Origin of the sequence: Sphingomonas sp. PWP1-2 (assembly GCF_049898305.1) — a bacterium.
Classification (GTDB): domain Bacteria; phylum Pseudomonadota; class Alphaproteobacteria; order Sphingomonadales; family Sphingomonadaceae; genus Sphingomonas; species Sphingomonas glacialis.
Genome location: NZ_JAFCXM010000005.1, coordinates 190,777 through 211,325, shown reverse-complemented (window position 1 = coordinate 211,325; position 20,549 = coordinate 190,777). Strand labels below are relative to the sequence as shown.

The 20,549-nt window shown below is 64.8% G+C and carries 20 protein-coding genes; 11 read left to right on the top strand and 9 right to left on the bottom strand.

All coding sequences use genetic code 11. The features are described 5' to 3' along the window. Positions 1-31: 31 nt before the first annotated feature. Entirely contained in the window at positions 32-259 is a 228-nt protein-coding gene (locus tag ACP7C5_RS14275; RefSeq protein WP_133187273.1) for a DUF4170 domain-containing protein, read from the top strand. 139 nt (positions 260-398) lie between these two features. On the opposite strand, the gene greA is transcribed toward ACP7C5_RS14275, so the two are convergent. The 5 genes from greA to carA form a co-directional block, all read right to left on the bottom strand. Beyond that, positions 399-875, bottom strand: coding sequence for a transcription elongation factor GreA (gene greA, locus ACP7C5_RS14270; RefSeq protein ID WP_133187271.1), 477 nt, complete (start codon positions 873-875; stop codon positions 399-401). An 82-nt stretch (positions 876-957) separates the two neighbouring features. Beyond that, the gene (gene carB, locus ACP7C5_RS14265; RefSeq protein ID WP_426264760.1) at positions 958-4,317 is read right to left on the bottom strand and encodes a carbamoyl-phosphate synthase large subunit; all 3,360 of its coding nucleotides are present in this window, start codon (positions 4,315-4,317) and stop codon (positions 958-960) included. 1 nt (position 4,318) lies between these two features. After that, positions 4,319-4,681 (bottom strand): ribonuclease E inhibitor RraB, encoded by a 363-nt coding sequence (locus ACP7C5_RS14260; protein ID WP_140851961.1) that lies wholly within the window; start codon positions 4,679-4,681, stop codon positions 4,319-4,321. Between the two features lie 59 nt (positions 4,682-4,740). Continuing rightward, the gene (locus ACP7C5_RS14255; RefSeq protein ID WP_426264759.1) at positions 4,741-5,505 is read right to left on the bottom strand and encodes a hypothetical protein; all 765 of its coding nucleotides are present in this window, start codon (positions 5,503-5,505) and stop codon (positions 4,741-4,743) included. After that, positions 5,502-6,773: a glutamine-hydrolyzing carbamoyl-phosphate synthase small subunit gene (carA, locus tag ACP7C5_RS14250; protein WP_426264758.1), complete on the bottom strand. Its 1,272-nt coding sequence runs from the start codon at positions 6,771-6,773 to the stop codon at positions 5,502-5,504. The genes ACP7C5_RS14255 and carA overlap by 4 nt, the downstream gene beginning before the upstream one ends. A gap of 139 nt (positions 6,774-6,912) precedes the next feature. Here carA and ACP7C5_RS14245 point away from each other — a divergent pair, with 139 nt between their 5' ends. The 10 genes from ACP7C5_RS14245 to ACP7C5_RS14200 all read left to right on the top strand — a co-directional run bounded on the left by ACP7C5_RS14245 (position 6,913) and on the right by ACP7C5_RS14200 (position 17,870). Beyond that, the gene (locus tag ACP7C5_RS14245; RefSeq protein ID WP_133187261.1) at positions 6,913-7,365 is read left to right on the top strand and encodes a GatB/YqeY domain-containing protein; all 453 of its coding nucleotides are present in this window, start codon (positions 6,913-6,915) and stop codon (positions 7,363-7,365) included. 103 nt (positions 7,366-7,468) lie between these two features. Then, on the top strand, positions 7,469-7,894 hold the full coding sequence (locus tag ACP7C5_RS14240) for a GIY-YIG nuclease family protein (RefSeq protein ID WP_426264757.1): 426 nt from the start codon (positions 7,469-7,471) through the stop codon (positions 7,892-7,894). Continuing rightward, complete coding sequence (dnaG, locus tag ACP7C5_RS14235; protein WP_426264756.1) at positions 7,891-9,765, top strand: DNA primase; 1,875 nt, start codon at positions 7,891-7,893, stop codon at positions 9,763-9,765. Before ACP7C5_RS14240 ends, dnaG begins: the two co-directional genes overlap by 4 nt. Continuing rightward, positions 9,765-11,792 carry an RNA polymerase sigma factor RpoD gene (gene rpoD / locus ACP7C5_RS14230; RefSeq protein WP_133187255.1) on the top strand — a complete coding sequence of 676 codons (2,028 nt, stop codon included), beginning with the start codon at positions 9,765-9,767 and terminating at the stop codon, positions 11,790-11,792. Before dnaG ends, rpoD begins: the two co-directional genes overlap by 1 nt. Positions 11,793-11,970: 178 nt before the next feature. Next, complete coding sequence (locus ACP7C5_RS14225) at positions 11,971-12,864, top strand: hypothetical protein (protein ID WP_426264755.1); 894 nt, start codon at positions 11,971-11,973, stop codon at positions 12,862-12,864. Between the two features lie 123 nt (positions 12,865-12,987). Next, entirely contained in the window at positions 12,988-13,650 is a 663-nt protein-coding gene (locus ACP7C5_RS14220; protein WP_426264754.1) for a DUF6975 family protein, read from the top strand. 72 nt (positions 13,651-13,722) lie between these two features. Next, a complete protein-coding gene (locus ACP7C5_RS14215) occupies positions 13,723-14,577 on the top strand; it encodes an AAA family ATPase (protein WP_133187249.1) in 855 nt (284 codons plus the stop codon). Positions 14,578-14,676: 99 nt separating this feature from the next. Next, entirely contained in the window at positions 14,677-15,240 is a 564-nt protein-coding gene (locus ACP7C5_RS14210) for a CHAP domain-containing protein (RefSeq protein WP_426264753.1), read from the top strand. Between the two features lie 59 nt (positions 15,241-15,299). Beyond that, positions 15,300-16,682, top strand: coding sequence for a hypothetical protein (locus tag ACP7C5_RS14205; protein WP_426264752.1), 1,383 nt, complete (start codon positions 15,300-15,302; stop codon positions 16,680-16,682). 9 nt (positions 16,683-16,691) lie between these two features. Continuing rightward, the gene (locus ACP7C5_RS14200) at positions 16,692-17,870 is read left to right on the top strand and encodes a vWA domain-containing protein (RefSeq protein WP_426264751.1); all 1,179 of its coding nucleotides are present in this window, start codon (positions 16,692-16,694) and stop codon (positions 17,868-17,870) included. Positions 17,871-17,876: 6 nt separating this feature from the next. On the opposite strand, the gene ACP7C5_RS14195 is transcribed toward ACP7C5_RS14200, so the two are convergent. The 4 genes from ACP7C5_RS14195 to ACP7C5_RS14180 all read right to left on the bottom strand — a co-directional run bounded on the left by ACP7C5_RS14195 (position 17,877) and on the right by ACP7C5_RS14180 (position 20,547). Continuing rightward, on the bottom strand, positions 17,877-18,020 hold the full coding sequence (locus ACP7C5_RS14195) for a hypothetical protein (protein WP_157134576.1): 144 nt from the start codon (positions 18,018-18,020) through the stop codon (positions 17,877-17,879). 154 nt (positions 18,021-18,174) lie between these two features. Beyond that, on the bottom strand, positions 18,175-19,371 hold the full coding sequence (locus ACP7C5_RS14190) for an exo-beta-N-acetylmuramidase NamZ family protein (protein ID WP_426264750.1): 1,197 nt from the start codon (positions 19,369-19,371) through the stop codon (positions 18,175-18,177). A gap of 139 nt (positions 19,372-19,510) precedes the next feature. Next, on the bottom strand, positions 19,511-20,086 hold the full coding sequence (locus tag ACP7C5_RS14185; RefSeq protein WP_426264749.1) for a DOMON-like domain-containing protein: 576 nt from the start codon (positions 20,084-20,086) through the stop codon (positions 19,511-19,513). After that, a complete protein-coding gene (locus ACP7C5_RS14180) occupies positions 20,083-20,547 on the bottom strand; it encodes a hypothetical protein (protein WP_426264748.1) in 465 nt (154 codons plus the stop codon). The genes ACP7C5_RS14185 and ACP7C5_RS14180 overlap by 4 nt, the downstream gene beginning before the upstream one ends. Between the last annotated feature and the right edge of the window lie 2 nt (positions 20,548-20,549).

The following is a 20,549-nucleotide window of genomic DNA, read 5'->3' as shown; positions in this document are numbered from 1 at the left end:
AACCACGCCTTTTTATTTCGGGAAACCGCACATGAGCAAGCTCCACCTCGTCTTCGGCGGCCGCGTCGCTGATCCGCGCACGCTCGACTTCGACGATCTGTCGTCGATCGATATCGTCGGGGTGTTTCCGGATTATGCCAGCGCCGAAAAGGCCTGGCGCGCGGCCGCGCAGCGGACGGTCGACGACGCCGAGATGAAGTATGTCGTGGTGCATTTGCACCGCCTGCTGCAGCCGGATCTGCTTGCGCCGGGGGCGTGATTAAACTCCCTCTTCCGCTTGCGGGAGAGGGTGCCCGAGCGCAGCGAGGTCGGGTGAGGGCTGTATGCGAACAGCACTGCCCTCACCCCGCGCCGCCTTCGGCGTCTACCCCTCTCCCGCAAGCGGGAGAGGGAGATAATCAGATAAATTCGATCTTCGAGACGACGTAGTAGCGGTCGCCCGACGGCACCGTCACTTCGACCTCGTCCTCGAGCTTGCGCCCGATCAGCGCGCGGCCCAGCGGCGAATTGTACGAGATCCGACCGCCCTTGGCGTCGGCCTCGGTCTGGCCGACGATCTGATATTTGACCGGCTTGTCGTCCTCGTCGAGCAACGTCACGGTCGCGCCGAAGACCACCTTGTCGCCCGACAGATCCTTGGGATCGATGACCTGCGCACGCGCCAGCTTGTCCTCGATGTCGCTGATCGAAGCTTCGATCTGGCCCTGGCGCTCCTTGGCGGCGTGATATTCGGCGTTCTCCGAGAGATCGCCATGCGCACGCGCTTCCTCGATCGCGTCGACGATAGTCGGACGCTCCGCCTTAAGCCGTTTCAGATCCGCATTGAGCCGGTCATGACCCTCTTGCAGCATCGGCATCTTTTCGACGGTAGCCATCCCTCTTCGTCCTTCGTCTTCAAAATTCCCCGGTTGGCCGACCCGCCCTGGGCCCGCCCGCACGATGTTATGATGTGGGGAATTACTTGTGCGAGTGCGAATAATAGGATTGCAGCGGCCGTACTTCAAGGCTGCGTGTCGAAAGCGCGACGATTGCCTGTGCCGCCTCGACGCTTGCCGGCGCCGTGGTGAAGTACGGAATTTTCTGCGCGAGCGCCGAGCCGCGGATCGGCGAGCTGTCCTTGAGGCTCTGCCACCCCTCGGTGGTGTTGAAGATCAGGTCGATCCCGCCATCCTTGATCCGGTCGACGATGTGCGGCCGCCCCTGCGCCACCTTGTTGACGCGCTCGACCGTAACTCCGTTTTCGGTCAGGTAATCAGCGGTCCCGCCGGTCGCGACGATCGTGAAGCCATGCGCGAAGAGCGCGCGCACGCCCGGCAGGATCACCGGCTTGTCGCCGTCCTTGACGCTGACGAACAACGCGCCGCTCTTGGGCAGCACGGTCCCTGCCCCCAATTGCGACTTGGCGAAGGCGAGCGTGAAATCGGGATCGATTCCCATCACTTCGCCCGTGCTTTTCATTTCGGGTGACAGGACAGGATCGACACCGGGGAAGCGGTTGAACGGGAAGACGGCTTCCTTGACCGCGTAATAGTCGATGTGGCGGTCGATCTTGGGCAAGTCGGCGAGCTTCTCGCCCGCCATCACGCGCGCGGCGATCTTGGCGATCGGTGCGCCGATGGCTTTCGCGACGAACGGCACGGTGCGCGAAGCGCGCGGGTTGACCTCGATGAGATAGACGAGGCCGTCCTTGACCGCGAACTGGATGTTCATCAGCCCGACCACCGACAGCGCCTTGGCGAGCGCGACGGTCTGCCGCTCGATCTCGGCGATGATCTCAGGCGAGAGCGAGTAAGGCGGGATCGAGCAGGCGCTGTCCCCCGAATGGACGCCGGCTTCCTCGATATGCTGGAGCACGCCTGCGACGGTCACGTCGGTACCATCGGAGATCGCATCGACATCGACTTCGATCGCGTCGCGCAGATACTGGTCGATCAGCACGGGCGATTCGCCCGACACCTGCACCGCGGTCTGGATATATTCCTCGAGCTGCGGACGACCGTCGACGATCTCCATCGCGCGGCCGCCGAGCACGTAGCTCGGGCGCATCAGCACGGGATAGCCGATCCGCTCGGCAGCAACGATCGCCTCCTCGCGGCTGCGCGCGAGGCCGTTGGCGGGCTGGCGCAGGCCGAGCTTGTTGATGAGGGCGGCGAACCGCTCGCGGTCCTCGGCGAGATCGATCGCGTCGGGGCTGGTGCCGAGGATCGGGATCCCGGCATCCTGCAGCGCCTGTGCGAGGTTGAGCGGGGTCTGCCCGCCGAACTGGACGATCACGCCGTGGAGCGTCCCGTTCGACATCTCGACGTGCAGGATCTCGAGCACGTCTTCGGCGGTCAGCGGCTCGAAGTACAAGCGGTCGGAGGTATCATAGTCGGTCGACACCGTTTCTGGGTTGCAGTTGACCATGATCGTCTCATAGCCAGCGTCACCCAGCGCGAAGCAGGCGTGGCAGCAGCAATAGTCGAACTCGATCCCCTGCCCGATCCGGTTCGGACCGCCGCCGAGGATCACGACCTTCTTGCGGTCGGTCGGCTGGCTCTCGCATTCGGGCTCACCGAAGCTCGGGGCTTCGTAGGTCGAATACATATAGGGCGTCTTGGCGTCGAACTCGGCCGCGCAGGTGTCGATCCGCTTGAACACCGGGCGCACCCCAAGCTTGTGGCGCGCCGCGCGCACCTCGGCCTCGGTCGTGCCGCCAGTCATCATCTGGACGACGTCGTGGATCAGCCCACCGCGCGCGGTGCCGCGCTCGCGCAAATTCGCCGATTGCAGTGCGAGGAACGCCAGACGCTTGTCGCTGAAGCCCATCGCCTTCAGGCGGCGCATCCCCGCCGCATCGCGCGGCAAGCCATCGGTGCAGACCTCATTTTCGGCCGCGACGATCTCGGCGATGCGCTCGAGGAACCACGGGTCGTATTTGGCGAGCGCGTGCACCTCGGCAACCGAGAAACCCTCGCGCAGCGCCTGCGCCGCGACGAGCAGCCGGTCGGGCGTGGCGATCGACAGCGCCGCCTCGATCTCCTCGCGCGGCGCACCGGCGAGGCGGTCGACGATGTTGAAGCCGCTGAGCCCCGTCTCGAGCCCGCGGAGTGCCTTTTGCATCGATTCATGGATGTTGCGGCCGATCGCCATCACTTCGCCGACCGACTTCATCGCGGTCGACAGCACGGCTTCGGCGCCCTTGAACTTCTCGAACGCGAAGCGCGGGATCTTGGTGACGACGTAATCGATCGTCGGCTCGAACGACGCCGGCGTCGCGCCGGTAATGTCGTTGGTGATCTCGTCAAGCGTATAGCCGACCGCCAGCTTGGCGGCGACCTTGGCGATCGGGAAGCCCGTCGCCTTCGACGCCAGCGCCGAGGAGCGCGACACGCGCGGGTTCATCTCGATCACGATCAGGCGCCCGTCCTTGGGGTTGACCGCGAACTGGACGTTCGAGCCCCCGGTCTCGACGCCGATCTCGCGCAGGCACGCGATGCTCGCGTTGCGCATTATCTGATATTCCTTGTCGGTCAGCGTCAGCGCGGGCGCGACGGTGATCGAGTCGCCCGTATGGACGCCCATCGGATCGACATTCTCAATGGAACAAATGATGATGCAATTGTCGGCGCGGTCGCGCACGACTTCCATCTCATATTCCTTCCAGCCGATCAGCGATTCCTCGATCAGCACTTCGGTGGTTGGCGAAAGGTCGAGCCCGCTGCGCACGATGTTGAGGAATTCCTCGCGATTATAGGCGATGCCGCCGCCCGATCCGCCCATCGTGAAGCTCGGCCGGATGATCGCCGGCAGCCCGGTCCGCTCCAACCCGGCGAGCGCTTCCTCGACGGTGTGGGCGATCGCCGAGCGCGCGGATTCGAGACCGATCTTGGTCATCGCATCCTTGAACTTCAGCCGGTCCTCGGCCTTGTCGATCGCCTCGGCATCGGCACCGATCATCTCGACATTGTATTTCGCGAGCGTGCCGTCGTTGAACAAAGCGAGCGCGGTGTTGAGCGCGGTCTGCCCGCCCATCGTCGGCAGCAGCGCCATCACGTCGTTCGGGCGCGCGGCGACTTCCTTGGCGATGATCTTCGCCACGATCTCGGGCGTGATCGGCTCGATATAGGTCGCGCCCTCGGCCTCGCTCCAGCCGACCAGCTCGGGGTCGGTCATGATCGTCGCCGGGTTCGAATTGACCAGGACGATGCGATAGCCCTCCTCGCGCAGCGCCTTGATCGCCTGCGTGCCCGAATAATCGAACTCGCACGCCTGGCCGATGACGATCGGCCCCGCGCCGATGACGAGGATGGTATTGATGTCGGTGCGTTTTGGCATGTCAGCTAATCAGTCCGGTTTCGGCGGTGCAACCCCAGCCGTCATATTCCACGTCGTAGATCAGTTCGATCTGCAGGCAGCGCTTGGTCAGCGCACGGATCGCGGCTTCGTCCGAAGTCTGCTCGCAGCCGAGGAAGAGCGAGATTTCGCCCTCCTCATCCTCTTCGCGCTCGATCACTTCGAAGCCGAGTTCCTCGGCATCCTCCTCGAGCCGGTCGAGCGCGGGCTCGGACCCGCGGAAGCTCACGTCCACGGCGCGGACGATATCCGAGCGGTCGCCATTCTCGGCGAGGCTGGCGAGCACCTCCTTGTCGGCGCTCCATTCTTCTTCGAGCCGGGCGGGATCGACGTCTGGGAGGGTCATATGTATCCTTAAGAAACCCGAGTGAAGCACGAGCGGTACGCCACAAAATACATAGCTAATCAGCTCTTAAATATATGATCTAACAGGAGATCGAATAGCTTCTTTGCGGCTTCCGCAATGGCCTGATCCTTATAGTTGTGGATAATGCTGCTTAACATTCTTAATAACGTTTCTTGTATAAGGTAGACTCTCACGGAACCTGCCCGCAACAACTCTCGTCCAGCGGCGATTTGCGCTATGAACCGATCACGGAGATCCACGTCACCATTAATCGAGTTTTCAGATTTTAGGCGACCATACAGATCCTCAGCAGCATTATCTATTTCCTGCCTGGAGTTATCATTTATCGTAACGACGCGATCCGACGCAGGGATTATCACGCTCTGAAAATCTGCGGACACCACCTCGATTTCATCGAGCTGTGCCATCGAGAGACCAGCCACCACCCTATCAACCCACGATTTTCCGCCGTAACTGTAAGCTTTGATCGGCAAAAAGCTTGAGTTTGCTTCTTCGAAGACTGCGTCGTACTCAAGCGAGGTGCCTGGCCCCGGAAACATAGCGTCATCACCGAAATAACGAAGAGCATTCGCTCTAGATATCTCTATTAAGTCGCCCGCAAATGAACTGGGAAGGCGCTGAATTGCATCAAGAATTTGCAACCGGTCCAAAGCAGAATTCAGCAGAATTTCACTTACTTCCAGGTTGAATTTCTCCCGAATTCTCTCTTTGATATCCTCGATGAACGCGCCATTTGACCTCCCTGCCCCAGCAAAAGATTCCAGGATCAAAGCTGCAATATGATCTGCAAGATCATTATTCACACCAGCATCCCCACGAACTTCTCGAACAGATACAGACTGTCCTGCGGGCCGGGGCTCGCCTCGGGGTGATATTGCACGCTGAAGGCGGGGCGGTCGGTCAGCTCCAGGCCGGCGTTCGAGCCGTCGAACAGCGAGACGTGCGTCTCGCGCACGCTCGCCGGCAGGCTCGCACGCTCGACTGCGAAGCCGTGGTTCATCGAGGTGATCTCGACTGCGCCGTCGCTCAGGCGCTGCACCGGATGGTTGGCGCCGCGATGGCCCTGGAACATCTTGGTGGTGGTCGCGCCGACCGCGAGGCCGAGCAGCTGATGGCCGAGGCAAATGCCGAACAGCGGCTTGCCGGTTTCGAGCAGCTGACGGATCACGGGGACGGCATAGATGCCGGTCGCGGCGGGGTCGCCGGGGCCGTTCGACAGGAAGATGCCGTCGGGCTCGAGCGCCATCACTTCGTCGAAGGTCGCGCCGGCGGGAACGACCGAGACGTCGGCGCCGGCGGCGACGAGGTTGCGGAAAATGTTGCGCTTCGAGCCGTAGTCGATCGCGACGACGTGGGGGCGCTTGGGTGCAGGTTTCTCGACTTCGCTCGAAACGAACGGCTGGAGAGACATGCTCGCGTCCGCGTTGAGCGGCGCACTCTCTTCTCCGTTCGTGTCGAGCGAAGTCGAGACACCGCTCTCCCCGTACCCCGCGCCCAGATTCCACACGCCGCCGGCCCAGCCGTAATCCATCGCGGTCGTCACTTCGATCGCGAGGTCCATCCCCTCCAGCCCAGGCCACGCCTGCGCCATCGCCAGCAATGCCGGCACGTCGAACACGCCGTCCGCCGCATGCGCGATCACCGCGTTCGGCGCGCCGCCGCTACGGATCCGCCGCGTGAGAGCCCGCGTATCGACGCCCGACAGCCCGATCCGCCCGTGCTTGGCCATCCACGCATCGAGCCGCTCGACGCTGCGGAAGTTGCTCGGGCCCGTCACGTCCTCGCGCACGATCATGCCGAGCGCGTGGGGGTTGTCGGCCTCGATATCGTCGGCATTGGCGCCGACATTGCCGATGTGGGGAAAGGTGAAGGTGACCATCTGCCCGGCAAAGCTCGGATCGGTCATGATCTCCTGATAGCCCGTCATCGCGGTGTGGAAGCACACCTCGCCGACGGCCGCGCCTTCCGCGCCGAAGCCACGGCCCCACACGACCTCGCCGCTGGAGAGCACCAGCACGCCGGTGGCGCCTTCAGGAGCCTTGGACGCGGTCGTAGGATAGGCGTCGGCCATTGCGGCGGGCACTCCGTGTTAATTGTCGATGTCGCTAAGGGGCGGGAACTAGAAGTGCTCGGCCCCGAGGTCAATCTGATAAACGGGGCGTCGATCGGATAAACCCGCTAGGGTCTCCGCCACACGAAAAGGACCCGTAATGATTCGCGACGACATCAAGGCTGCCCTCATCACCGCGATGAAGGGCGGCGACAAGGCGACCACCGCCACCCTCCGCCTCGTCCAGAGCGCGATCAAGAATCGCGACATCGAGGCACGTACCGGCAAGGCGCCCGACGATGACGACGCGCTGGTGGTCGAAGTGCTGCAGAAGATGGTCAAGCAACGCCGCGAGTCGATCGAGATGTTCGTCAAGGGCGGGCGCCAGGAGCTCGCCGATGGCGAAGCGGCCGAGGTCGCGGTGATCGAGCGCTTCCTGCCGACGCAGATGGACGAAGCGGCGACTGCGGCGGCGATCGAGGCGATCAAGGCCGAGCTAGGGGCGACCGGCATGAAGGACATGGGCCGCGTGATGGCCGAGCTGAAGGCGCGCCATGCGACGACGCTGGATATGAGCAAGGCGAGTGCGGCGGTGAAGGCGGCGCTTTCGTAATCCTCGACGGGAGGACGCGCTCCTCCACCGTTCGTTTCGAGCGAAGTCGAGAAACCGGCGACGGCGCTCGACACGAACGGCACGATGCGCGCATTATGGGCGCATGGCGTTTTGGGCATACATACTCCGCTGCTCCGACGGCAAATTCTACACGGGTCACACCGACAATCTCGATCGCCGGATTGGCGAGCACCAGACCGGCGCACATTGTGAGTTCACTTCGCGGCGCATGCCGGTGGCATTGGTGTGGAGCGAATATTTCCCAAGCCGGATCGAAGCGCTCGAGGCCGAGCGGATGGTCGGCGGCTGGTCGCGCGCGAAGAAGGAGGCGTTGATCGCGGGAAATTGGTCCTTGGTGTCGCATTTCGCCCGCCCGCCGAAAGAGCGAACCGCCGCCCCAACAGACACCATTTGCTCCCCGTTTGTTTCGAGCGAAGTCGAGAAACCCGGCAGCAGCTCCGGTTTCTCCACTTCGCTCGAAACGAACGGATGGGCGGATGCTCCCTCAGTCGTAGAACCTCGCGTATGACCCTCTCCCCGCAATTCCTCGACGAACTCCGCGCGCGCACCCTGCTGTCGAGCTTGGTCGGCCAGACCACCAAGCTCCAGAAGGCCGGCCGCGAGTGGCGCGCGTGCTGCCCGTTCCACAACGAGAAGACCCCGTCGTTCTACGTTAACGACGACAAGGGCTTCTACCATTGCTTCGGCTGCTCGGCGCATGGCGACGCGATCCGCTGGATGACCGACCAGCGCGGCCTGCCCTTCATGGATGCCGTCAAGGAGCTCGCCCAAAACGCCGGGATGGAACTCCCGGCAATGGACCCGCGCGCCGCAGAGAAGGCCGAGGCCGCCAAGGGCCTACACGAGGCGTGCGCCGACGCCGCCAGCTGGTTCACCGACCAGCTCAACGGCCTCGCCGGCGCCACCGCACGCGACATCCTTACCAAGCGCGGCATCAAGCCCGAGACCGCGCGCGAATTCGGGCTCGGCTTCGCCCCCGATTCTCGTGGCGCCCTCAAGGGCGCGCTGAAGGACTATGGCGACCCGCTGCTGGTCGAGGCGGGCCTGCTCATCAAGGTGGAGGAAAAGACCCCGTACGACCGCTTCCGCGGCCGCCTGATGATCCCGATCCGCGACCCGCGCGGCCGCACCATCGCGTTCGGCGGGCGGATCATCGGCGATGGCGAGCCGAAATATCTCAACTCGCCCGAGACCCCGCTCTTCGACAAGGGCCGCACGCTCTACAATCTCGACAAGGCCGCCCCCGCCACGCGGAAGACCGGCCGCGTGCTGGTGGTCGAGGGCTATATGGACGTCATCGCGCTCGCCCAGGCGGGGTTCCGCGAGGCGGTCGCCCCGCTCGGCACCGCGCTGACCGAAGCGCAGCTCGAGCGGCTGTGGCGGCTCGCCGAGGTCCCGATCCTGTGCTTCGACGGCGACAGCGCGGGGCAGAAGGCCGCGATCCGCGCCGCGCACCGTGCCACTCCCCTGCTCCAGCCCGGCCGCAGCCTCGCCTTCGTCACGCTCCCGCCGGGCGTCGATCCCGACGATCTCGTCCGCACCAAGGGCCCCGGCGCGCTCGAGGCGCTGCTCGCCAAGCCCGAGCCGCTGGTCGACCGGCTGTGGGCGAGCGAATTCGCCGCCGAACCGCTCACCACCCCCGAACAGCGCGCCGGCCTCAAGCAACGCCTCACCGAGATCGCCAACACGATCGCCGATGCCAATGTGAAGTCGGAATATATCGCCGAATTCCGCCGCCGCACCGACGCGCTCAACGCCCGCCCGCCCCGCGCGCCGTTCGTGCCCCGCCCGCAAGGCGGCGGGCGCAAGGGCAATCAGCCGTGGAAACCCGCTCCGGGCCCGGTCGGCGACGGCGCCAAGGGCATCCACGCACGCGGCATGGACGGCGTGCTGACCAAGCCGGTGCTGATCGGCCTGCTCCGCCATCCGACCGAAATCGGGCGCCATATCGGTGAGCTCAGCCGCCTCACCATCACCGATCACCGCCTCTCGCACCTGCTCGATGCGATGATTGATGCAGCCGTTGAAGAACAGACGCTTGATAGTGAGCGCCTTCTTACCATATTGGCCACATCTGGATTTGATATAATCGCGCACGATCTGTTGCGGGCCGACCAACTCATGTGTTCGTTCACCCAAAGAGATGCCGAGCCCGCCAGGGCACGCGAGGAGCTCGATGAGGCGATCGCGATCCTGGTGGCGCGGCCTGAAGTGGACGCGGCTCTGGCCGAAGCGACGGCGATGATGCAGACCGATTATTCGGATGAGGCGTTCGAGCGGCAAGTGTCGCTCGTGAAGGAACAACAGGCTCTGGACGCGCGACTCGCCAATCTGGTGCAGTCGAACGAGGACGCCAGGGCTTTTGCTGAGGGCAGTTGATGGCGAAGACGGATATGGCGGATGTCGGTGAAACCACCGAGGGTAGCGATGCGCCGCTGATCGATTTGAACGATGCGTCGATCAAGAAGGTGATCGCCCGCGCCAAGAAGCGTGGCTACATCACCTACGAGCAGCTGAACGAAGCGCTCCCGCAGGGCGAGATGTCGTCCGACCAGATCGAGGACATCAGCGCCGCGCTGAGCGAAATGGGCATCAACATCGTCGAGAATGACGAGCAGGGCGAAGAAGGCGACGAGCAGCCCAAGCAGGACGACGAGGACGATGCCGAGACGGCCGAGCCGGGCGAAGATGCCGGCCCCGCGCTCGACGTCAAGAAGAAGGAAGTCATCGATCGTACCGACGATCCGGTGCGGATGTACCTGCGCGAGATGGGCGCGGTCGAATTGCTCAGCCGCGAGGGCGAAATCGCGATCGCCAAGCGGATCGAGGCCGGTCGCGACACGATGATCCTGGGTCTGTGCGAATCGCCGATCACCTTCAACGCGATCATCGATTGGTCGACCGCGCTCAACGAGGGCACGATGCAGCTGCGCGAGATCATGGATCTCGACGCAATGCTGTCTAAGGATCCCGCGCCTGAGGCGATGGCCGAAGCCGAAGAGGGCGACGGCGAGATTTCCGAGAAGAACGCCGGCCCGTCGTTCAAGGAAGAGGCCGAGCCCGAAGAGCCGTCGGTCGACGAGGACGAGGATGGCGAGCGCCGCACGCCGCGCGCGTCCGACGACGAGGAAGAGGACAACACGCTCAGCCTCGCGCAGATGGAAGAGCAGCTGAAACCCATCGCGCTCGAACGCTTCGCCAACATCACCGCGCTCTACAAGAAGTTCTCCAAGATCCAGCAGTCGCGGCTCGACGCGATGGCGGGCGGCGGCGAACTGTCGAGCGGCGACGAGAAGAAGTATCACAAGCTGCGCGAGGAGCTCACCGCCGAGGTCGAGAGCGTCCAGTTCCACAACGCCAAGATCGAATATCTGGTCGACCAGCTCTATGCCTTCAACCGGCGCCTGACCGCGCTGGGCGGCCAGATGCTGCGCCTTGCCGAGCGCCACAAGGTGCCGCGCAAGGACTTCCTCGATCGTTACATCGGCCACGAGCTCGACGAGCAGTTCCTCCCGTCGGTCGCCAAGATCGACAAGAAGTGGACCGCTTTTGTCACCAACGAGAGCGACGCCGCCGACCGTATCCGCACCGAGATTTCGGAGATTAGCCAGGCCACCGGCATGGCGCTCACCGAGTTCCGTCGCATCGTCAACATGGTCCAGAAGGGCGAGCGCGAGGCGCGGATCGCCAAGAAGGAGATGGTCGAGGCGAACCTGCGGCTCGTGATCTCGATCGCCAAGAAGTACACCAACCGTGGCCTGCAGTTCCTGGATCTCATCCAGGAGGGCAATATCGGCCTGATGAAGGCGGTCGATAAGTTCGAATATCGCCGCGGCTACAAATTCTCGACCTATGCGACGTGGTGGATCCGTCAGGCGATCACGCGCTCGATCGCCGATCAGGCGCGCACCATCCGCATCCCGGTGCACATGATCGAAACGATCAACAAGCTGGTCCGCACCAGCCGGCAGTTCCTCCACGAGCAGGGCCGCGAACCCACGCCCGAGGAAATGGCCGAGCGTCTGTCGATGCCGCTCGAGAAGGTCCGCAAGGTGATGAAGATCGCCAAGGAGCCGATCAGCCTCGAGACGCCGATCGGCGACGAGGAGGATTCGCATCTCGGCGATTTCATCGAGGACAAGAACGCGATCATCCCGGTCGATGCCGCGATCCAGGCGAACCTCAAGGAAACCGTCACGCGCGTGCTGGCGTCGCTCACCCCGCGCGAGGAGCGCGTGCTGCGCATGCGTTTCGGGATCGGCATGAACACCGACCACACGCTCGAGGAAGTCGGCCAGCAATTCTCGGTCACGCGCGAGCGTATTCGCCAGATCGAGGCGAAGGCGCTGCGCAAGCTCAAGCATCCGAGCCGCAGTCGCAAGATGCGGTCGTTCCTCGACCAGTAAGCCAGACGGCAGCGGTGGCCCGGCGCCACCGCTGCCGCTTTGCCGGGCGACCGCTCCGTCGCAATACCGTCAGATACGCGATTTGCGTACCGCCGACCCTCGCAAATCCGCCGCAAGATGGGTCCATTTCGGCGTGACCGTGTGACGGCGACGGCGACTTTTGCGTACGCCTTGCGCAATGTCGTCGCACCCCGCCCTCGCCGCTGACCAGCTCGTCACCGCCTCGGACCTCGTGCGCCATTTCGGCGCGTGGCAGGAGCGCGCCGCGCGTGCCCCGCTCTATGTCCTCCATCGCGGTCGCCCGCGCTTCGTGCTGACCTCGATCGAGACGATGGATGCGCTGTGCGCGGCGCAACCCTCGCTGCCTGCTCCAACGCCCATCGATGCGATCGCGGTGCTCGATGCGATCGGCGACTCGGTGCTCGTCGCCGATTCGTCTGGCGCGATCCTCGGCTCGAGCCGGGCGGCGCGTGCGTATTTCGGAGTTCTGGCGCGACCGGGCGCGCCCGTCGATGCGATCGTGCCGCCTGGCGTCCGCGCGACGCTTGCCGCGGCAATCCGCCACGTGATCGACCGCGGCATCGGCGAGCGGCTCGAAATCGCATCGGCGGCGCGCGCGCGGCGGAAGCTGTTGCTCGCGATCGAGCCGGCCGGTGGCGGCGTCGCGATCATCGCTCAAGACGCGACACGCGATCGCGACTCGCGCGCAGCGCACGCAACCAGCGCGGCGCTCGCCGTCGCCGGAATCGCGACCGTAACGCTCGATCCCGACGGCATGCTCGGCGAGCCGATCAGCGGGGCGTTCGGCGCGATGCTCGACCTCGCTTCTGCGGTGCCGTTCCAGCAGCGCTTCGCCGCTTTCTTCGCAGCGGACGAACGCCCCGCGTTCGAGGCGGCGCTCGCCGACGCGCTCGGCGGCAAGCCGACCGCCCCGCTCGACAGCGCTCTGCTCCGCGCCGCCCATCCGGCGCTTCGCGTCCGGATTGCGCTCGCGCCGATCCGCCGCGATGGCGCGATCGTCGGCGCGGTCGCGGTGATCATAGCCGCGTGTCAGATCAGCGATCTGGTTTAGGTACCCTTAACTGCCTCTAAACCAGCTCTTTACGCGGTTCGGTATATCCCTTTGTTGCACTCCTCGCAGCGAACAACGCCCGCGCCACTTCCGGCTCGGGGCAAGAGGGACAATACGGAGCTCATGGCGATCGCATCCAATCATTCCACGACAGCGGCAGACGCAGGCTGCATCGCGGCCCTGGCGATCGACGACGGCGTTGCCGGGCACACGCTGTTCCGGCGGTTGTCGACGCCTGGTGCTGCCGGACGCGACCTCGCCGATGCCGTGCACGCCTTGTGCTCGGTCCACGGCCGGCTCAACGATTTGTTCGACGAAGCCGCGCGGCACAGCGTGGCCGAGCTCGACAATCGCTGGATCGCCGCGGCCGCCGCGGGCTTCCAGCTCGAACGCGGCTATCTCGCGCATCTGACGGCCGCGGTCGGGCCACTGCCATCGACACCGGGCCAGGCCGAGAGCGACGCCGCCTTCGCCGCGATGCGCCATACCTTCGACATGCTCGCGCGGTCGGATCGCGCAGGCTGCTCGACCGGCGCGGCGCTCGCGCTGGTGATCGACTGGCACGCCTTCCGCGCAATCCTCGATGCGGCGGCGCGCCGGGCCGGCTCGACGATCGCCGCGACGCAGCTTCCCGACATCGCCGAAACCAAGACGATCGCCGATGGCCACGGCGCCAGCGCCGCAGTGCGCCGCGCGATGGCGTTCGGTGCGCAACAAACCTTCGCGCAGCATCGCGGCCTGTGCGACTTGATCGAGGCGCGCGCGATCGCGCGCGATCGGCTCTAGCCGCGGCTTGCACTGCGCCCCCGTTTCCCTCTATCGCCGTACCCGGTATTCAAATGAAACGGGATTGCAGCGATGAAGCGTTTCGAGGGCACACAGGGCTATGTCGCGACCGATGACCTCAAGGTCGCGGTCAACGCCGCTGTCACGCTGCGCCGTCCGCTGCTCGTCAAGGGCGAGCCCGGCACCGGCAAGACGGTGCTCGCGTATGAGATCGCCAAGGCACTGGGTGCCGAGCTGATCGAGTGGAACATCAAGTCGACCACCAAGGCCCAACAGGGCCTGTACGAATATGACGCCGTCGCGCGGCTACGCGACGGTCAGCTCGGCGACGAACGCGTCCATGACATCGCCAATTACATCCGCCGCGGAAAATTGTGGGAAGCCTTTACCCGCGACACGCCGCCGGTCCTGCTGATCGACGAGATCGACAAGGCCGACATCGAATTCCCCAACGATCTGTTGCAGGAACTCGATCGCATGGAATTCCATGTCTACGAGACCAAGGAGACGGTCCGCGCGGTCGAGCGCCCGATCGTCATCATCACCAGCAACAACGAGAAGGAACTGCCCGACGCATTCCTGCGCCGCTGCTTCTTCCACTATATCAAATTTCCCGACCGTGCGACGATGCAGGCGATCGTCGACGTCCACTTCCCCGGCATCCAGAAGATCCTCGTCAACCGCGCGATGGATATCTTCTACGACGTGCGCGACGTCCCCGGCCTCAAGAAGAAGCCGAGCACGAGCGAATTGCTCGACTGGCTCAAGCTGCTGCTCCACGAGGACATGCCGCTCGACGTCTTGCAGAACCGCGATCCGACCAAGGCGATCCCGCCGCTCCACGGCGCGCTGCTCAAGAACGAGCAGGACGTGATGCTGTTCGAACGCCTCGCCTTCATGGCCAAACGACAGCAGAACAAGGGCTGAGCGGTTGATCGCACGCGATCCGGTCGAACGATGGTAACCTCAGCTTAAACCCTTTCCCGTTACGCGGTCTTTGGGGGGCACCCGGTATCGGATGCCTGTATGCGTAACCTTTTTCCCTTGCTGTTCGCGGCCGCGCTGCTGCCGCTCGGTATGCCCGCAGGTGCGAAGACCTCGCTGCTCGACTATGTCGGCCAGTGCGTACCGTTCGCGCGCGCGGCCTCGGGCATCGCGATCTATGGCGACGCCTGGACCTGGTGGACGCAAGCCGCGGGACGGTATCAGCGCGGCGATATCCCCCGCCCTGGCGCGGTGATCGTGTTCGAACGCACGTCGCGGCTGCCGCTCGGCCATGTCGCGGTGATCAGTCGGGTGGTCGACAGCCATGTCGTGATGGTGACGCACGCCAATTGGTCGCGCCAGAACGGCGAACGCGGCCATGCCGAGCAGGACGTCACGCTCACCGACGTTTCGCCACGCGGCGACTGGAGCGCGGTCAAGGTGTGGTACCGCGACATGGATGGCCTGGGGAGCACGGTCTACCCGACCTACGGCTTCGTTTATGGCAGCACGCTCGATCATGGCAGCCGCGCCCAGCCCGCCCCCGAACTCACCGGACGCGATCCCGATTATGTCGGCGCGCTGATCGACTCGTACGTTCGGTAAAGCGTTAACCATCGCGCAACGTCGCGTCGCTAGACCCGCCGTATCGGGGGGCGTATCGGGTGCAGCGGCAATTTTCCTTCTTCCTTGCGGCGATCATGCTGCTTGGCCTCGGCCTGCGAACCGCCGCGGCGACGGGCGGGCTGTGGCTCGATGAAGCGTGGTCGGCCGAGCTCGCGCACATGGCGGGGACGCCGCTCGGGGTTTTCCTCAAGATCAATCACGACAACAATCACCATCTCAATTCGCTATGGTTGCAGTTCGTCGGCTTCGACGCGCCGCCATTGCTGCAGCGCGCGCTGTCGATCGTCGCTGGCACGCTGGCGATTCCCGTCGCCGCGGAGATCTTTCGTCGACGCAGCCACGGCATCGCGCTGATCGCAGCGCTGCTGTTCGCCGTCTCGCCGATGGTCGTGACGATGGGATCGGAAGCGCGCGGCTATGCGGGCATGTCGCTCGCCTTGCTCCTCGCGATCCTGCTCATCGATCGCTGGCTGGTCGACGAACGCGGCGAGCGTACGCGGATGCGGCTGGCCTTGTGCTTTGCGCTCGGCGCGCTGTCGCAACTGACGATGCTGTTCGGCTGCATTGCCCTGATCGGCTGGGTGTTCTTGACGCTGCACGCGCGACACGGCGTTGTCGTCGCCGCGAGGCGGGCGCTCGTCCTGTTCTTTCCAGCGGTGATCACGCTCGGCGTCGTGCTCGGCGTCCTCGCCGGGGCGGCCTTGGCCAGCCCGCTGGGATTTCAATTCGGCGATTACAAACCGTTCGAGCTTCTGCTCTTCCTCCACGCGATCGTCGAGATGCTCGGCTATACGATTGGCTGGCCGATCGTTTCGCTCTGGCTGATGCCCGCCGCGCTGATCCTGGTGGTTCTGGCGCGGCGTCTCGGCACCGACCGCGCGATTTTCTATACGCTCGCGATAGCGGCGTTTCCGGTGACCCTCGCCATCCTCCACGCCGGCAATCCCGGGCACCCGCGCTATTACCTGGTGGCAGCGCTTGCCTTGCTGTTGCTGATCGCCGAGGCCAGCGGAACGATGATCGCGCGGGGCGGGTGGCACCGCGGACTCGCTTTGCTCGCGCTGGCAGGAATAACCGCCGGCAGCCTGTGGCAGGATGTCGACCTCATCCGCAACCAGCGCGGAGACCCCACCCAAGCGATCATCGCGATGCGCGCGCGCGCGCCGCGCGGTGGCGTGGTGGTCATCGACCGCTGGATGGGACAAGCGATGCTCGAGGTTGCCGCAGCGCATCTGCACTACCCGATCACGGTCCTGGCCCCCGGGTGCAAGCCCGTCCGCTTCCTGTTCGTCGATCGGTTCAAGGGCGAGACCTTCCCGGTCGATCCGGTCCGATGCGGAGTACGCTATCGCGCCTTTGCGTCCGCGCGCGCGCATGGCCTGTCGGGATCCCACTGGACACTGTACGAGCGCCGGCCCTAGCATGGCGCCATGTTCCTAAATTTCCTCGACGAGCTCCGCGCCGCCGGCATCCCCGCCAGCCTCAAGGAGCATCTGCTCCTGCTCGAGGCGCTCGACGCCGAAGTGATCGACCGCACGCCCGAGGATTTCTATTATCTGTCGCGCGCCGTCTACGTGAAGGACGAGGGGCTGCTCGACAAGTTCGACCAGGTCTTCGCCAAGGTGTTCAAGGGCATCGCCACCACCTTCGGCCAGACCAGCGCCGATATCCCCGCCGACTGGCTGAAGGCCGTTGCCGAGAAATATCTCAGCGCTGAGGAAATGGCGAAGATCGAATCGCTCGGGTCGTGGGACGAGATCATGGAGACGCTCAAGAAGCGGCTCGACGAGCAGCACGAGCGCCACCAGGGCGGCAACAAGTGGATCGGCACCGGCGGTACCAGCCCGTACGGCAATAGCGGCTACAATCCCGAGGGCGTCCGTATCGGCGGCGAAAGCGTCCACAAGCGCGCGCTGAAGGTGTGGGACCAGCGCGACTTCAAGAACCTCGACAACACCAAGGAGCTCGGCACCCGCAACATCAAGATCGCGCTGCGCCGCTTGCGCAAGTTCGCGCGCGAGGGCGCGGCGGACGAGCTCGACATCGACGCGACGATCGCTGGCACCGCGCGCCAGGGCTGGCTCGACGTCGTCATGCGCGCCGAGCGGCGCAATGCGGTCAAGCTGCTGCTGTTCCTCGATGTCGGCGGATCGATGGACCCGTGGGTCAAGCTCTGCGAGGAGCTGTTCTCGGCCGCGACGACCGAGTTCAAGAACCTTGAATTCTTCTATTTCCACAATTGCCTGTACGAGGGCGTTTGGAAGGACAACACCCGCCGCTTTTCCGAACGGACGCCGATGTGGGACGTGCTCCACAAGTTCGGCCACGACTATAAGCTCGTGTTCGTCGGCGATGCCTCGATGAGCCCGTACGAAATCACGCATCCCGGCGGCTCGGTCGATCATTTCAACGAGGAATCGGGTGCGGTGTGGATGCATCGGCTGACCAACACCTACCCTGCGGCGGTGTGGCTCAACCCGATCCCCGAACAGCAATGGGGCTATTCGCAGAGCCTGCGCATCATCCGCGAGCTGATGACCGACCGGATGTACCCGCTGACGCTCGCCGGACTCGACGAGGCGATGCGCGAGTTGACGCGCAAGCGGTGAGCCGGGTCAGGCCGGCATCGCCTGGAGTTTCTGCAGATAGGTCTCGACGAGGACGAGGCGGCGCTGGCGGCCCTCCTCGGTAACGGCGCGCGCGGCGGCAAGGCGTTCGGCGACGACACGGCGCATGTAGAAGTGACGATCGGATTCCACGACGTTTCTCCGGCACACGATACGACCCCCCCGGGCCGGCAATCGATAGAATTGTCATGGAATACCGAGGGATGAAGCGCCACCTTTGAATCCCGTCACACCCCCGAGTCGTTGCGCAAGCGCGACGAAACGAGTGTCGTATCCGTCCTATCGCTCAATAGAGCAGGAAACGCGCCCGCGACTCGGCCCAATCGGCCTCGTCAGGCTGTGTCATCGCGTCCAAGTCGCGCGGCGTCGCTGCCGAGTCGTCGGTCCATTCGCGCAAGCCCGGGCCGCCGTTGATCACGTCGATCGGCAATTTCCCAAAGGCATATTCGTACGGAAAATCGCGCCACAGATCGTAATCGGGATACAGCCCACGGATCGCCTTGAACGCCAGCGACTGGACGCGCCACGGACGGAACGCGGCGTGATGATAGCCCGGACCCTCCGCATGGATGTGAACGCCGTTGCACAAGGTCTTCACATGCTTGTGGAAAGTCGGCTCGAACCAGATGTCGCGCAGCTGGCAGCCATCGAGCCATTCGGGCGCCAGCCGACGCATTTCGGCCACGACCGCGCGGGCGTCGATATCGGGGGCGCCGAACAGTTCGAGCGGACGCGTCGTGCCGCGGCCTTCGGACAGCGTCGTGCCCTCGAGCATCACCGTGCCGGGGTAAGCGCGCGCCATCATCGCGTTGGGGGCGTTGGGGCTGGGGTTGATCCACACGCGGTCGCTCGGCCAGCCGAAGCCCGGCGCCGAGTCGGGCTGCCAGCCCTCCATTTCGATGACGCGATAGTCGACGTCGAGTTTCAGCAGGTCGATGAACCAATGGCCGAGCTCGCCCATCGTCAGGCCGTGGCGCATCGGCATCGGCCCGGCGCCGACGAAGCTCTCCCAGCCGGGACGCAGCGTCAGCCCCTCGATCGGCCGGCCGATCGGGTTGGGGCGGTCGAGCACCCACACCGTCTTGCCGTGCTCGGCGGCGGCCTCGAGCACGTAGCGCAGCGTCGTGATGAAGGTGTAGATCCGCGTGCCGAGATCCTGCAGATCGATCAGCATCACGTCGAACGTGCCCATCGACTGCCCGGTCGGCTTGCGCACTTCGCCGTACAGGCTGAACACCGGCATGCCGTAGGTCGGATCGGTGAAGTCGGGCGATTCGATCATGTTGTCCTGCAGGTCGCCGCGCACGCCGTGCTGCGGGCCGAACATCGCGGTGACGTTCAGACCCTCGGCGATCAGCGCATCGACCGAATGCGTCAAATCGGCGGTGACCGAGGCAGGATGCGCGAGCAATGCAACGCGCTTGCCCTCGAGCGGGGCGCACAGCGCAGGGTCGGCGAGGAGGCGATCGATACCGAATTTCATGGGTCAAAGGTCTCGCTGGTTCGTCCGTTCCCCGGCGAAGGCCGGGGCCCAGTCGCGACCGCGATCGTTGGCGAGCGCTGCGTCGGCAAACCGCTGTTCCGCGACTGGGCCCCGGCCTTCGCCGGGGAACGAATTGGGGTCAAGGGTGGTCGGCGGCCGGGAGGGTCGCGATAAAGCAATCCCGGTTGTGGAAATCGGGCGGGCCGTCGGTGTGGGCGAGCGCCCAGAAGGATTTGGTCCCGTCGGTTTCCTCGATCACGGCGGTCAGCGCCATCTCGAGCGGCCCCCTGGGGAGATCGGAGAGCGATTGCTCGACTTCGACGAGATACGCCGAATTGTCGTCGCCACGGTCGACGCGCGGATCGACCGTGAGCGGCAGATCGTGCCCCCCCGCGCGATGCGCCGCAAAGCGGTACGCCGCCCAGCGAGTCGAGGGCGAATAGTTGAACTCGACATAGCCGGCATCGCCCGCCACGCCGAGGAACAGCTCGCAGCACGTCGTCTTCCAGAGATCGTCGGTGCGCGCCGCCGCGACCCAATCGGGCAAGGCGACATGGTCGTTGCCCTCGACCATGAAGGTCAGCAGCAGCGTGTCGCCATCCCTGATGACATCGACATCGACCGCTTCGACCGCGGTGGGCGGCAGATCGGGATGCGCGACCAACCGGTAGCGCGTCGCCTGCGGACGCGGGACCTCGGGGATAAATTCGCTCAACAGCGTCGCTCCTTCGTGTTCCATGCGGGGATCAGCCGCAACCGCCGCTTGCCCCAATAGCTCAGATCCATCGAGACGCGGACCGGCGCGCCCTTGCGCGTGTAGACGATCTGGTCGCCGCGCTCGCCATCGCCGGTGCTGCAGTTCTTCCAGCCCTGTTTCTCGAGCGCGTCGGTGATCTTGTAGACGGCATATTGGTCGTCCGCGTGCCACAGCGTCAGCTGGTCGAAACCGCCGCCGCCATCGTGGCCGACCAGATCGACCGCCGCTTCAAACGGCCCCGCGCTTTCGAACCTCACGTCGTGACGGCGGCAGCGCAGGCGCCCCCAATCGGGCTGGACGCAGTCGGTGAAGCCCGCGCGGCGCGCATCGCCGACGCTGCCGCTGACGGGCAGGCCGGCATAGCGAACCGTCGCCGGGGGCGGTCGGTCGGGGCTACACCCCGCAAGGAGGAGCAGCACGG